At 47.3% G+C, this 12,480-nt stretch carries 10 protein-coding genes; 8 read left to right on the plus strand and 2 right to left on the minus strand.

The genetic code is table 11. The features are described 5' to 3' along the window. Positions 1 to 6: 6 nt before the first annotated feature. The 5 genes from MUB35_RS22570 (at position 7) to MUB35_RS22590 (ending at position 8,143) form a co-directional block, all read left to right on the plus strand. Positions 7 to 441, plus strand: a complete 435-nt coding sequence (locus MUB35_RS22570; protein ID WP_033142651.1) for a MarR family winged helix-turn-helix transcriptional regulator — start codon at positions 7 to 9, stop codon at positions 439 to 441. A gap of 18 nt (positions 442 to 459) precedes the next feature. After that, positions 460 to 2,625 carry an ABC transporter ATP-binding protein gene (locus tag MUB35_RS22575; RefSeq protein WP_033142650.1) on the plus strand — a complete coding sequence of 722 codons (2,166 nt, stop codon included), beginning with the start codon at positions 460 to 462 and terminating at the stop codon, positions 2,623 to 2,625. After that, positions 2,618 to 4,462 carry an ABC transporter ATP-binding protein gene (locus tag MUB35_RS22580; RefSeq protein ID WP_298078008.1) on the plus strand — a complete coding sequence of 615 codons (1,845 nt, stop codon included), beginning with the start codon at positions 2,618 to 2,620 and terminating at the stop codon, positions 4,460 to 4,462. The genes MUB35_RS22575 and MUB35_RS22580 overlap by 8 nt, the downstream gene beginning before the upstream one ends. Before the next feature lie 458 nt (positions 4,463 to 4,920). Next, positions 4,921 to 5,931, plus strand: a complete 1,011-nt coding sequence (aroF, locus tag MUB35_RS22585) for a 3-deoxy-7-phosphoheptulonate synthase (RefSeq protein WP_033142649.1) — start codon at positions 4,921 to 4,923, stop codon at positions 5,929 to 5,931. A 4-nt stretch (positions 5,932 to 5,935) separates the two neighbouring features. Further along, positions 5,936 to 8,143 (plus strand): DNA topoisomerase III, encoded by a 2,208-nt coding sequence (locus MUB35_RS22590; RefSeq protein ID WP_148393302.1) that lies wholly within the window; start codon positions 5,936 to 5,938, stop codon positions 8,141 to 8,143. 147 nt (positions 8,144 to 8,290) lie between these two features. Here MUB35_RS22590 and MUB35_RS22595 read toward each other — a convergent pair whose 3' ends face one another. Next, positions 8,291 to 8,644 carry an ArsR/SmtB family transcription factor gene (locus MUB35_RS22595; RefSeq protein ID WP_033142647.1) on the minus strand — a complete coding sequence of 118 codons (354 nt, stop codon included), beginning with the start codon at positions 8,642 to 8,644 and terminating at the stop codon, positions 8,291 to 8,293. Between the two features lie 209 nt (positions 8,645 to 8,853). On the opposite strand from MUB35_RS22595, the gene MUB35_RS22600 reads away from it, so the two are divergent. From MUB35_RS22600 to efp, 3 genes are all read left to right on the plus strand, one after another. After that, entirely contained in the window at positions 8,854 to 10,212 is a 1,359-nt protein-coding gene (locus MUB35_RS22600) for a citrate/2-methylcitrate synthase (RefSeq protein WP_033142646.1), read from the plus strand. 355 nt (positions 10,213 to 10,567) lie between these two features. After that, complete coding sequence (locus MUB35_RS22605; RefSeq protein WP_033142645.1) at positions 10,568 to 11,080, plus strand: YqeG family HAD IIIA-type phosphatase; 513 nt, start codon at positions 10,568 to 10,570, stop codon at positions 11,078 to 11,080. An 85-nt stretch (positions 11,081 to 11,165) separates the two neighbouring features. Then, complete coding sequence (gene efp, locus MUB35_RS22610; protein WP_033142644.1) at positions 11,166 to 11,723, plus strand: elongation factor P; 558 nt, start codon at positions 11,166 to 11,168, stop codon at positions 11,721 to 11,723. A gap of 60 nt (positions 11,724 to 11,783) precedes the next feature. Here efp and MUB35_RS22615 read toward each other — a convergent pair whose 3' ends face one another. Then, the gene (locus MUB35_RS22615; RefSeq protein WP_148393301.1) at positions 11,784 to 12,476 is read right to left on the minus strand and encodes an ImmA/IrrE family metallo-endopeptidase; all 693 of its coding nucleotides are present in this window, start codon (positions 12,474 to 12,476) and stop codon (positions 11,784 to 11,786) included. Positions 12,477 to 12,480: the final 4 nt, after the last annotated feature.

Consider the following 12,480-nt stretch of genomic DNA (forward strand, 5'->3'; position numbering starts at 1 on the left):
GAAGAAATGATGTGTGGTAATGAAGACAGCCTGCAGAGTCTGTTTATAAAAACAACCCATATGTATTTTGGCAGGGCCTATGAGGCGCTGCGGGAGATGGATGTGCATCCCAGGCAGGTGCCGATGCTTCATCTGCTGGGAAAAAAAGAAGGATTGAGCCAGCGGCAGATTTCGGAGGAGATGAAGATAAAACCTCCGACTGTGGCAGTCTCCATTAAAAGGATGGAGAAGTCAGGGCTTATTATCCGCAGGGCGGATGAGAAGGACCAGCGCATGAGCCGCATTTATCTCAGCCCCAAGGGACGTGAACTCAATGAAAATGTTCAGAAAATGGTGGAAGACAGCGAAAATGCCATTTTCCGCGGCTTTTCAGAGAGCGAGATTTGTCTTATGAAACGGTTTTTCAAGCAGATGATCGAGAATCTGGAACAAACCAAATAAACTAAAAGGAGTGACACCATGATAAAAATGTTTCATTACATGAAAGAGCGCTGGTACTATATTGTGCTGATCATTGCTCTTTTATTCCTTCAGGCGAATTGTGACCTGGCTCTGCCGGATTACACATCTAAGATCGTCAACATAGGTATCCAGCAGAAGGGAATTGAAGACGGCGTTCCGGAAAAAATCCGGGAGGAGTCCATGGATAAACTCTTTCTGTTCATGGAAGAGAAAGATGTGGAGACAGTCAAAGATGCCTATACCTTAAAAGGTGATATTTACGAATTAAAAGAAATTGACGCAGATAAGAGAGAAAAGCTGAACAGCATTTTCGGTATGCCCATGATGGCTGTGGAAGGTCTGGAAGAGGGCGGGGACCAGGTAAAGCAGATCAGGGAAAAAATGCAGCTTCCCGAGGATGCGGACCTGTTCCAGGTATTTTCGCAGATGCCGAAAGAACAGCTTCTGAAAATGATGGATGCCATGACCTCAGGTATGAAAGATATGCCGGATTCCATTGTGACACAGGCGGCTGTACAGTATGTAGAACTGGAGTACGAAGGCCAGGGAATCGATGTGGACCAGATGCAGATCCGCTACATTCTGATGTCAGGCCTTAAAATGCTGGGGCTGGCGCTTGTCATAATGATAGCTGCCATTTCCGTTACATTTTTGTCAGCCAGGGTGGCGGCAATACTGGGACGGAATTTGAGAAACGGTGTGTACCGCAAGGTCATATCCTTTTCCGGTGAGGAGCTGAATCATTTCTCCACAGCTTCTCTGATCACCAGAAGTACAAACGATATACAGCAGGTGCAGCAGGTGTTTGCTATGATATTCAGGATCGTACTCTATGCGCCGATCTTGGGCATCGGCGGTGTGTTAAAGGTACTGCAGACAGACGCATCCATGACCTGGATCCTCGGTGTGGCAGTAGCGGCGATCATGGTTCTGGTGGGGCTGCTCTTTAAGATCGCTATGCCAAAGTTTACAAAACTGCAGTATCTGATCGATGAGCTGAACCTGGTTTCCAGGGAAATCCTGACAGGTATTCCGGTTATCCGGGCCTTCAGCCGTGAGAAACACGAGGAGGAGCGTTTTGAAAAGGCCAATGACAGGCTTACGAAGACAAACCTGTTTGTCAATCGCTGTATGACATTTATGATGCCTGCCATGATGCTTATTATGAACGGTATCACCATTCTCATTGTCTATAACGGAGCCCATGCGGTGGACAACGGAACCATGCAGGTGGGAAATATGATGGCGTTTATGCAGTATGCCATGCAGATCATCATGTCATTCCTGATGATCACCATGATGTCCATTATGCTGCCAAGGGCAAGCGTTGCGGCAAAACGTATCAATGAGGTGATGGACACCAAGGTTTCCATCCTGGACGGCGATGCAGGAGCACTGCCGGACAAAGGGGCAAAAGGTGAGGTGCGTTTCGAGCATGTGGGATTCTCATATCCGGGTGCTGATGAGGAGACGCTTACTGATATTGATTTTTCAGCCCATAAGGGGGAAACAGTGGCATTTATCGGAAGTACAGGAAGCGGCAAGAGTACGCTGGTGAACCTCATACCGCGATTCTTTGACGTGACATCAGGCCGGATTCTGGTGGATGGCGTGGATGTGCGTGATATGAAACTCACAGAGCTGCGTGACCGCATCGGTTATGTGCCGCAGAAGGGTGTGCTCTTCTCAGGTACCATTGATTCCAACATCCGCTACGGAAAAGAGGATGCTTCGGAAGCAGAGGTTCAGCGTGCAGCAGAAGTGGCTCAGGCTTGGGATTTCATACAGGAAAAAGAGGAGAAGATGGAATCAGAGATTGCCCAGGGCGGTACCAATGTATCCGGCGGACAGAAACAGCGTCTCTCCATTGCCAGGGCCATTGCCAAACGGCCGGAGATTTACATTTTTGACGACAGTTTTTCTGCCCTTGACTATAAGACCGATGTGGTGCTTCGACGCGCACTGAAGAAAGAGACAAAAGATGCCACGACTCTCATCGTTGCACAGCGTATCAGTACCATTTTACATGCAGACCGGATCCTCGTTCTGGATGAGGGACGCGTGGTCGGTCAGGGAACCCATAAAGAGCTTTTGAAATCCTGTGAGGTATATCGTCAGATTGCCATGTCACAGCTGTCGGAGGAGGAATTGGCTAATGAGTAATACTGCGAGAAGACCGAGAGGGCCGATGGGTGGTCACGGAAAAGGAATGCCGGGCGAGAAGGCAAAAGATTTTAAAGGCGCCATGAAACGCCTGGTGAAATACATGGAGCGGTATAAGTTCCGCCTGATGCTGATGATCCTGTTTGCTGTGGGCGGTACGGTATTTAATATTGTGGGGCCGAAGATTTTAGGAAAGGCTACCACGGAACTGTTTAACGGACTGGTGTCCAAGATAAACGGCGGCAGCGGAATTAATTTCGATAAAATTGTCCAGATCCTTTTGGGATGTCTCTGCCTGTACCTGGTAAGTGCCCTGTTGTCCTTTATCCAGGGATTTATTATGACGGGAATCTCAAATGATGTAACTTATAACCTGAGAAAAGATATTTCCGAGAAGATCAACAGAATTCCCATGAAATATTTTGAGAGCAGGACCCACGGAGAGATCCTTTCCAGGATCACCAACGATGTGGATACCCTGCAGATGGGTATCAACCAGAGCGTGACCCAGCTCATCACGTCCTGCACCACCTTGGTCGGTGTGCTGGTGATGATGCTGAGCATCAATGTGTGGATGACGCTGGCAGCCCTGCTGATCCTGCCTGTTTCCATGGCGATCATCAGCAAGGTCATGAAACATTCACAGAAATATTTCCAGGCGCAGCAGAAGTACCTGGGTGAAGTAAACGGGCAGGTGGAGGAGATCTACGGCGGACATAACGTTGTGAAAGCCTTCAACAAAGAGGAATCCGTGATCAATGAATTTGAGAAGACCAATGAGAAGCTGTACAGCTCTGCATGGCGCTCCCAGTTTTTCTCCGGCATGATGATGCCTATCATGCAGTTTGTGGGAAATCTGGGATATGTGATGGTTGCCCTTTTGGGCGGATTCATGGTTATTAAGAACAGGATTGAAGTGGGCGATGTGCAGGCATTTTTCCAGTACATCAGAAACTTTACCCAGCCCATCCAGCAGATTGCCCAGGTGACGAATATGCTGCAGTCTTCAGCCGCCGCATCCGAGAGGGTCTTTGAATTTCTGGATGTCCCGGAGGAAGAGCAGATTGTGGAAAACCCTGCAGATGTAAGCCATATTGACGGCAATGTGGAAATCTGCCACACTTCCTTTGGATATGATCCGAACAAAATCATTATCCATGATTTCTCCGCATCTGTAAAAGCGGGGCAGAAGGTGGCAATCGTCGGCCCGACAGGTGCCGGCAAGACGACCATGATCAAACTGCTGATGCGGTTCTACGACGTCAATTCCGGTGAGATCCTGATCGACGGCCATAATATCAAAGACTTTAACAGAAGTGAACTGCGGGAACTGTTCGGCATGGTGCTGCAGGATACCTGGCTGTTCCACGGAACGATCATGGAAAATATCCGTTACGGCAGGCTGGACGCCACGGATGAGGAGGTTATCGCTGCGGCGAAAGCGGCGCATGCCCACCACTTCATCATGTCACAGCCCGGCGGCTACCAGATGGTGCTGAATGAGGAGACAAACAACATTTCCCAGGGACAGAAGCAGCTTCTGACCATAGCAAGGGCAATTCTGGCGGACAACCGGATACTGATCCTGGATGAGGCTACATCCTCTGTGGATACCAGGACAGAGGAGCGTATACAGAAGGCTATGGATAACCTGATGAAGGGCAGAACCAGCTTTGTGATCGCGCACCGGCTTTCTACCATACGTGACGCGGATTTGATCCTTGTGATGAAAGACGGAGATATCATTGAGCAGGGAACCCATGAATCGCTGCTGGCAGCAGACGGATTTTATGCGAATCTGTACAACAGCCAGTTTGAGAGAGCTGAGGCAATGTAAAACGCTGATTTTTATGAGCGGTCCCGGCGGTGGGAGGACTCCTGGCAGGAACGGAAAGAGCCGTTCCCTGCCAGGGGTTCTTTTATTTTCGGGCTGCGCTTGCAATTTAAACCGTTACACTTTAAATTGATAAAATAATCTGATATAAAATGATTGACAAAGCAGCCGCCGGGTAGTATTATTGGGAATAACAAAGTGAGATAGAGGTTTTATTATGACAGCAGAAATGAACGTTTGGACAAAAGCATATTATTTTGGCTTTCTGGGTTATTTTTATAACGCAGGTTCATTTTGCTACGGTAAAACATCTGTTTCATAAAGTCTTTTAAAATATTGAAAGATAGTGGAATCAGACCGGTGTTTGCGCGTAGCAGACATCGGTTTTTTGTGTTCATTGGGAAATGATTTTCCGGAACAGGAGTCAGATATCTGAAGAGAAGAAATGGAGGAAATGCATTATGATCATTGTACTGAAAAAGGGCGCGGACGAGAGAAAGGTGGAGGAGCTGAAGAAAAACCTCCTTGATAGAGGACTGAAGCTTCACATGTCCGAAGGGCTGGATACCACACTGATCGGCCTGATCGGTGATACCACAGAACTGCAGGAGGACCAGTTTCAGGCGCTGGAAGTGGTGGAGTCGGTAAAAAGAATTAAGGAGCCGTACAAGAAAGCCAACAGAAGCATGCACCCGGATGACACGGTGATCGATGTGTGCGGAAGAAAGATTGGCAGCGGGAATTTCCAGGTCATTGCAGGGCCGTGTTCTGTGGAAACCAGGGAGCAGATGATCGAGGTGGCCGAGGATGTGAAAAAATCAGGTGCAGGACTCTTAAGAGGCGGCGCATTTAAGCCCAGAACCTCCCCCTACTCTTTCCAGGGACTGGGAGACGAGGGATTGAGGCTGCTTTTAGAAGCCAAGAAACAGACCGGACTTCCCATTGTCACGGAGATCATGCGTCTGGGCCATCTGGAATTATTTGAGGATGTGGATGTGATCCAGGTGGGCACCAGAAATATGCAGAACTTTGAGCTTCTGAAAGAGCTCGGAAAGTTGAAAAAGCCCATTCTCCTCAAACGCGGCATGGCGAATACCCTGGATGAACTGCTCATGAGCGCAGAATACATTATGGCAGGAGGCAATGAGAATGTGATTCTCTGTGAGAGAGGTATCCGCACATTCGAGACTTCCATGAGAAATACCCTGGATATTTCCGCGATTCCCATGCTGAAGAAAAAGACGCATCTGCCGGTCATCATAGACCCAAGCCATGCGGCGGGAATCCGTTTCATGGTAGAGCCCCTTACCATGGCAGCGATTGCGGCGGGAGCCGACGGCGTCATGATCGAAGTACACAATAATCCGGAAAAAGCGCTGTGTGACGGTATGCAGTCTTTGACACCAGCCATGTTTGACGATATAATGCAGAAAGTGAAGAAGACAACAGAATTTTTTGGAAAGGTAATGTAATTTCATGAAATCATTAGTTTTAGCAGAAAAACCGTCCGTCGCCCGGGATATTGCCAGGGTGCTGAAATGCGGGAAAAAGTTAAACGGCGCCATGGAGGGTGACAAATACATTGTGACCTGGGCCCTAGGCCACCTGGTCACTTTAGACGACCCGGAAGGCTATGACAAAAAGTACAGGGAGTGGAAAATGGAGCATCTCCCCATGATTCCAAAGAAAATGGAGCTTGTGGTGATCAAACAGACAGCCAAACAGTACAATGCAGTGAAAACACAGCTTTACAGAAACGACGTGGGAGAGATCATCATTGCCACCGATGCGGGGCGTGAGGGCGAGCTGGTTGCCAGATGGATCCTGGAAAAAGCAAACTGCCGAAAACCCATCAAACGTCTGTGGATATCCTCTGTCACAGACAAGGCGATCCGTGACGGCTTTGCCCATTTAAGAGACGGCAGGGACTACAATAATCTGTACGCAGCAGCAGTTTCCCGTGCGGAGGCTGACTGGCTGGTGGGAATCAATGCCACAAGAGCCCTGACCTGCAAATACAATGCCCAGCTTTCCTGCGGACGTGTCCAGACGCCGACCCTTGCCATGATAGCAAAACGCGAGGAGGAGATCAGAAACTTCAAACCCGTGGATTACTACGGCATGACTGTACTTGCCGGAGGCGTTCATTTTACCTGGCAGGACAAAAAGAGCGGTTCCTGCCGTTCCTTCCAGCAGGAGAAGATGGAAACCCTGTTAAAACAGGTCAAGGCAGGCTCCCTTACCATAGAATCCGTAGACAAGACTGCAAAAAAGACCTTTGCGCCGGGCCTTTACGATCTGACTGAGCTTCAGAGAGATGCAAATAAAAAATTCGGCCTCTCCGCAAAAGAGACTCTGAATATTATGCAGCGCCTGTATGAGAACCACAAAGTCCTCACGTATCCGAGAACAGATTCCCGCTACATCGGAAGCGACGTGGTCGGAACCCTGAAAGAAAGGCTGAAAGCCTGTGCAGTAGGTCCCTACCGCAAACTTGCGGGCAGCCTCTCCATGAAACCCATAAAAGCCAGCAAATCCTTTGTGGATGACAAAAAGGTAAGCGACCATCATGCCATCATCCCCACAGAACAATTTGTCCAGTTAGATCACATGACAAACGAAGAGCGCAAAATCTATGACCTGGTGGTGCGCCGTTTTCTAAGTGTACTCATGCCGCCTTTTGAATACGAGCAGACAACCGTGAAAGCCCAGGCCGCAGGGGAGTGTTTTCTCGCAAAAGGCAAAATAGTAAAAAGTCCGGGCTGGAAAGAAGCCTATGAAAGCGGCTGGTCCGATGAGGATGACGAGGAGGAATACACGGGAAGCCAGGAACCGTCCCTGAAAGACCAAACTCTCCCAACCGTGAAAAAAGGTGACACCTTCCCAGCATCCAAAGCGGAGCTGACCACAGGAAAAACAAAACCCCCGGCTCATTTCAACGAGGCAACCCTGCTCTCCGCCATGGAAAATCCCATTAAATTCATGGAAAGCCATGACGCTAAAGCAGCCAAAACACTGGGCGAGACAGGCGGCCTTGGAACCGTAGCCACCCGTGCGGATATCATTGATAAACTTTTCAACACCTTCCTGATGGAAAAACGAGGCAAAGACATATACATCACCTCCAAGGCAAAACAGCTTCTGGAGCTGGTACCTGAGGACCTGAAAAAACCGGAGCTGACAGCAGACTGGGAGATGAAACTTTCCAGGATCGCAGACGGCAGGCTGAAAAAAGACGCCTTCCTCTCCGACATCAAAGACTATACCCAGGACATCATCCGGGAGATCAAGACAGGAGACGGCACCTTCCGCCATGATAACCTGACCAACACCAAATGTCCTGTCTGCGGCAAACGCATGCTCTCCGTAAACGGCAAAAACAGCAGACTCCTGGTCTGCCAGGACCGTGAGTGCGGCCACCGTGAAACCATTTCCCGTACCACCAATGCCCGCTGCCCCAAATGCCACAAACGCATGGAGCTCTATGTAAAAGGCAAGGAGGAGACCTTTATCTGCCCCTGCGGCTACAAAGAAAAACTCTCCTCCTTCCAATCCCGCCGTGAAAAAGAAGGCGCCGGCGTCTCCAAAAAAGATGTCCAGAAATACCTCACCAAGCAAAAAAAAGAAGCCTCCGAACCCCTAAACAACGCCTTCGCCGATGCCTTCGCCAAACTAAAACTATAATCATACAACCGGCGGTATCCCCTGCCTGCAAACAAGCAGCCGGGATACCGCCAGTTTCATATAGTTACTCATTTATATTCCCACTTTTCCACAGCTCCCGCCAACAGCAGCCTTCACCAATATCCGCCCTCGCAGTCAGATACACCCCTACTCCTGCACATGCTCCAACCCCTGACTAAGTATAGTCTCCACATGCGCATCCGCCAAAGAATAATAAACCGTCTTCCCCTCCCTCCGGAATTTTACCAGCTTAATCTGCTTCAACACCCGAAGCTGATGCGAAATCGCACTCTGCGTCATATTCAGCACCGAAGCAATATCACAGACACACAATTCCCCGGCCGACAAAGCATACAAAATCCGAATCCTGGTAGGATCCCCGAAAACCTTGAACAGATCCGCCAGCCCATACAATGTAGTCTCGTCCGGTATTACTTTTTTTTGTATATGATCATGCTTATGCACGCAATCACACACATCTACAGTTTCATCCATTTTCATAAGCGAACCATTCCTTTCATTCCTTTAGTTTAAAGGAAAAAATCCTTTTCTGCAAGTATACAATGCAAAAACATAGTTATGCCGGAACAGTTACTGTCTGATAAATTTATAGAATGTTTAGAAAAATTTTTCTTGTTACTGACCTTTTCTTATGGTAAAATATCGTTATGCTAAAGCGATGAAGATAAAAGAACAAGGGGGAATCTAAAATGGGATTTAATATGAAAGTAACACCTGAAATCGAAGCCCTTACAAAGATTTGCGAGGATCACAGCAAGATGGATGTGTCCCTCTATGCGAAGTATGATGTAAAGCGAGGCCTGCGTGATATCAACGGAAAAGGCGTTCTTGCCGGACTGACACAGATATCCAATATAGTCTCCAGCAAAGAAGAGGATGGAAAATCAGTTCCCTGCGAAGGTGAGCTGTACTACAGAGGAATCAACATTGAAGAATTGACCAAAGGATTTCTCCAGGAGAAACGCTTTGGATTTGAAGAAGCTACATACCTGCTGTTATTCGGAACACTGCCGACACAGCAGCAGTTAGATGATTTCTGCAAGATACTGGGCGACCAGAGATGTCTGCCACGGAATTTTGTCCGTGATGTTATCATGAAAGCTCCCAGCAGGGACATGATGAATACCCTTTCAAGGAGTGTTCTAACCTTATATTCCTACGATACGAACCCGGAGGACATATCACTTCCCAATGTACTCCGTCAATGCATCAATCTTATCAGTATTTTCCCGATGCTGTCCGTTTACGGATATCAGGCGCACCGCCATTATAACCAGAACAAGAGTTTATATATACATCATCCGAAAAAGGAACTGTCCACAGCAGAGAACATTCTTTTAATGCTGCGTCCGGATAAGAAGTATACGCCGTTTGAAGCAACCATTCTGGATTTGGCCCTGGTGCTGCATATGGAGCACGGCGGCGGTAATAACTCTACCTTTACCACGCATGTGGTTTCCTCCTCGGGAACAGATACCTATTCTGCCATTGCGGCGGCTCTCGGTTCCTTAAAAGGTCCGAAACACGGCGGAGCCAACATTAAAGTTGTACGCATGTTTGACGATATGAAGAAGCATGTAAAGGACTGGAAGGACGAGGAAGAGGTTTCCGAATACCTCAGAAAACTGCTCCATAAAGAAGCCTTTGACAAGAGAGGTCTGATTTATGGAATGGGTCATGCGGTATATTCCATATCCGATCCGCGTGCCCAGATTTTCAAGAAGTTTGTAAAACAGCTTGCAGAAGAAAAGGGAAGACAAAAAGATTACCAGCTTTACGAGATGGTAGAGCGTCTGGCACCTCAGATCATCGGACAGGAGCGTCATATCTACAAAGGTGTCAGTGCCAATGTGGACTTCTACAGCGGATTTGTTTACAGCATGCTGGAGCTTCCGCTTGAATTATATACACCGATGTTTGCCATTGCCAGGATCGTGGGATGGAGTGCGCACCGCATGGAAGAGCTGATCAACACAGACAAGATCATTCGTCCGGCCTATAAAAATGTACTGGAGACACAGCAGTATACAGTCCTGACAGAAAGATAACTGAAAAGTGACAGTTCAGACAGGTCTGCAGATTTACTGCGCTGCCTGCCTCAGGATTTTATATCTTCGGTTTAAAAACACCTGGCGGGACAGAGAAGCGCGAACAACGGCACAGTCGGGCAAAACGAACTTGAAATAATACAAAAAGAATTGACAAACACCCGGGAAAACTGTTACCATCACGGTATACTATATGCGGCACATTTGCTGTGCCTTCAGGTACGGGGTGCCATCTATGGCATGCCACAGTATCTAAAAAGTATGCCGTGAAGAATACAAGAATTTTTGGATGCGCGGCAGGGTATAATAAGCCATGCCGCGTTTTATTTTGCTTACAGATGGGAGAGAATCGACAATGTTTCGCACTTTTTTTCCGGATGAATATCTGGATTCCACATATGTCATAGACTTTGAAAAATTATATGCGCAGGGATACAGGGGTCTGATCTTCGACATTGACAATACCCTGGTGCCTCACGGGGAGCCTGCAGATGAACGGGCAAAGGCGCTTTTTGTACGGCTTAAAGAGATTGGATTTCAGTGCTGCCTGCTGTCAAATAACCAGTATGAAAGAGTTTCTTCTTTTAACAGGGATGTACAGGTACATTTTATTGAGAATGCGCATAAGCCATCCCGGAAGAATTACAGAAGGGCTATGGAGCTGATGGGAACAGATCTGCAGACCACGGTGTTTATCGGTGACCAGCTTTTTACGGATGTGTACGGTGCAAAGAGAACAGGGATGCACAATATTCTTGTGAAACCGATTCATCCCAAAGAGGAGATTCAGATAGTTTTAAAGCGGAAATTGGAAAAAATCGTCCTTTATTTTTACAGGAAAGACCAAAGAAAGCGAAAAAACAGTTGAAAAATCGGATGAGGTATTATACAATGGAGTACAGTGGAAAAAGAGATGCTTTTCCAATGGAAGAATTTAAGGAGGAATATTCATTATGATATCAGCAGGAGATTTTAAAAATGGTCTCACTCTGGAAATTGATGGCAATGTAGTGCAGATTATGGAATTCCAGCACGTAAAACCTGGAAAGGGTGCTGCTTTCGTAAGAACAAAATTAAAAAATGTTATCAACGGCGGAGTTGTAGAGAAGACATTCAGACCTACTGAGAAATTCCCGCAGGCACGTATTGACCGTGTGGACATGCAGTATTTATACAATGATGGTGATTTATATTACTTTATGAACAATGAGACATATGACCAGATTGCCATTGACAATCAGACTGTAGGCGATGCTCTGAAGTTCGTAAAAGAGAACGAGACGGTAAAGGTATGTTCCTACAACGGAAATGTTTTCGCTATCGAAGCTCCGTTATTTGTAGAACTGGATATCACCGATACAGAACCTGGATTCAAAGGAGATACTGCTCAGGGAGCTACCAAACCGGCTACTGTTGAGACTGGCGCAGTTGTGTATGTTCCTTTATTTGTAGACCAGGGTGATAAGATCAAGATTGATACAAGAACAGGAGAATACCTGTCCAGAGTATAATGCTTCTGGTAAAAGAAAAGCCTGGAAACCTGGATTTCCAGGCTTTTATCATGTCTGAAATTATTCTGTCAAACTGTTTTGAAATTCATACAGCCGGCAGTCCTCTCCCTGTACCAGATAGTCATCCAAATGATTCTCCTGCAGAAAGGAGAGCTTCTGCTCGTACTGCTTCATCTGCTGCTTTTGTCTGCGCTGCTGCCTGCGCAGACGGCGGAGGAAACTCCGGTGGAAGTCGTTAAGCGGAAATAACCAGTCATCCAGCTCCCGGTCTGCTTTTAACGTGCATCTCTGCTCCCAGGTGTTATATTCCTGTACCGCTTTGTTGGAGGCCGCATAAGAAAGCCCGAACCGCAGGTGGATGTCCTCTGCATTTTTGCAGCCATAATGGCGGATCGCAACCCGGGGAGCCAGTATATTACCGGAAAAACAGTCTGCAATTTCCTCGTTTTCCGGATCTTCGCCGGTGTGTTCAAAGACACAGTGTGCCAGTTCGTGCATGAGAGAGAAACGTATACGGCCTAAAACCGCTTTTTCATTGTAAGCGATGATGCGGTTTCTCTGGTCACAGAAAGCGTCGTTGGAGGCAGTGACGCAGAGTGTGTAAATCTCAGGATTTAATTCTTTCAATCTTGAATATGTAATCGTCCTGAATTCATAATGCCTCAGGATATCAAGGCAGGGAATGGGGAAATCTTTAATGCCGCACTCCCTGTAGACTTTCAGAATCATATCTGCTATATAAATATACTCCAAAATA

The sequence above is a fragment of the Blautia sp. NSJ-175 genome, from assembly GCF_022867815.1.
Lineage (GTDB): Bacteria > Bacillota > Clostridia > Lachnospirales > Lachnospiraceae > Blautia > Blautia celeris.

Coding starts and splice junctions, on each gene's coding strand:
- MUB35_RS22570 (WP_033142651.1), top strand. CDS start 7: ATGATGTGTGGTAATGAAGACAGCCTGCAGAGTCTGTTTATAAAAACA.
- MUB35_RS22575 (WP_033142650.1), top strand. CDS start 460: ATGATAAAAATGTTTCATTACATGAAAGAGCGCTGGTACTATATTGTG.
- MUB35_RS22580 (WP_298078008.1), top strand. CDS start 2,618: ATGAGTAATACTGCGAGAAGACCGAGAGGGCCGATGGGTGGTCACGGA.
- aroF (WP_033142649.1), top strand. CDS start 4,921: ATGATCATTGTACTGAAAAAGGGCGCGGACGAGAGAAAGGTGGAGGAG.
- MUB35_RS22590 (WP_148393302.1), top strand. CDS start 5,936: ATGAAATCATTAGTTTTAGCAGAAAAACCGTCCGTCGCCCGGGATATT.
- MUB35_RS22595 (WP_033142647.1), bottom strand. CDS start 8,644: ATGAAAATGGATGAAACTGTAGATGTGTGTGATTGCGTGCATAAGCAT.
- MUB35_RS22600 (WP_033142646.1), top strand. CDS start 8,854: ATGGGATTTAATATGAAAGTAACACCTGAAATCGAAGCCCTTACAAAG.
- MUB35_RS22605 (WP_033142645.1), top strand. CDS start 10,568: ATGTTTCGCACTTTTTTTCCGGATGAATATCTGGATTCCACATATGTC.
- efp (WP_033142644.1), top strand. CDS start 11,166: ATGATATCAGCAGGAGATTTTAAAAATGGTCTCACTCTGGAAATTGAT.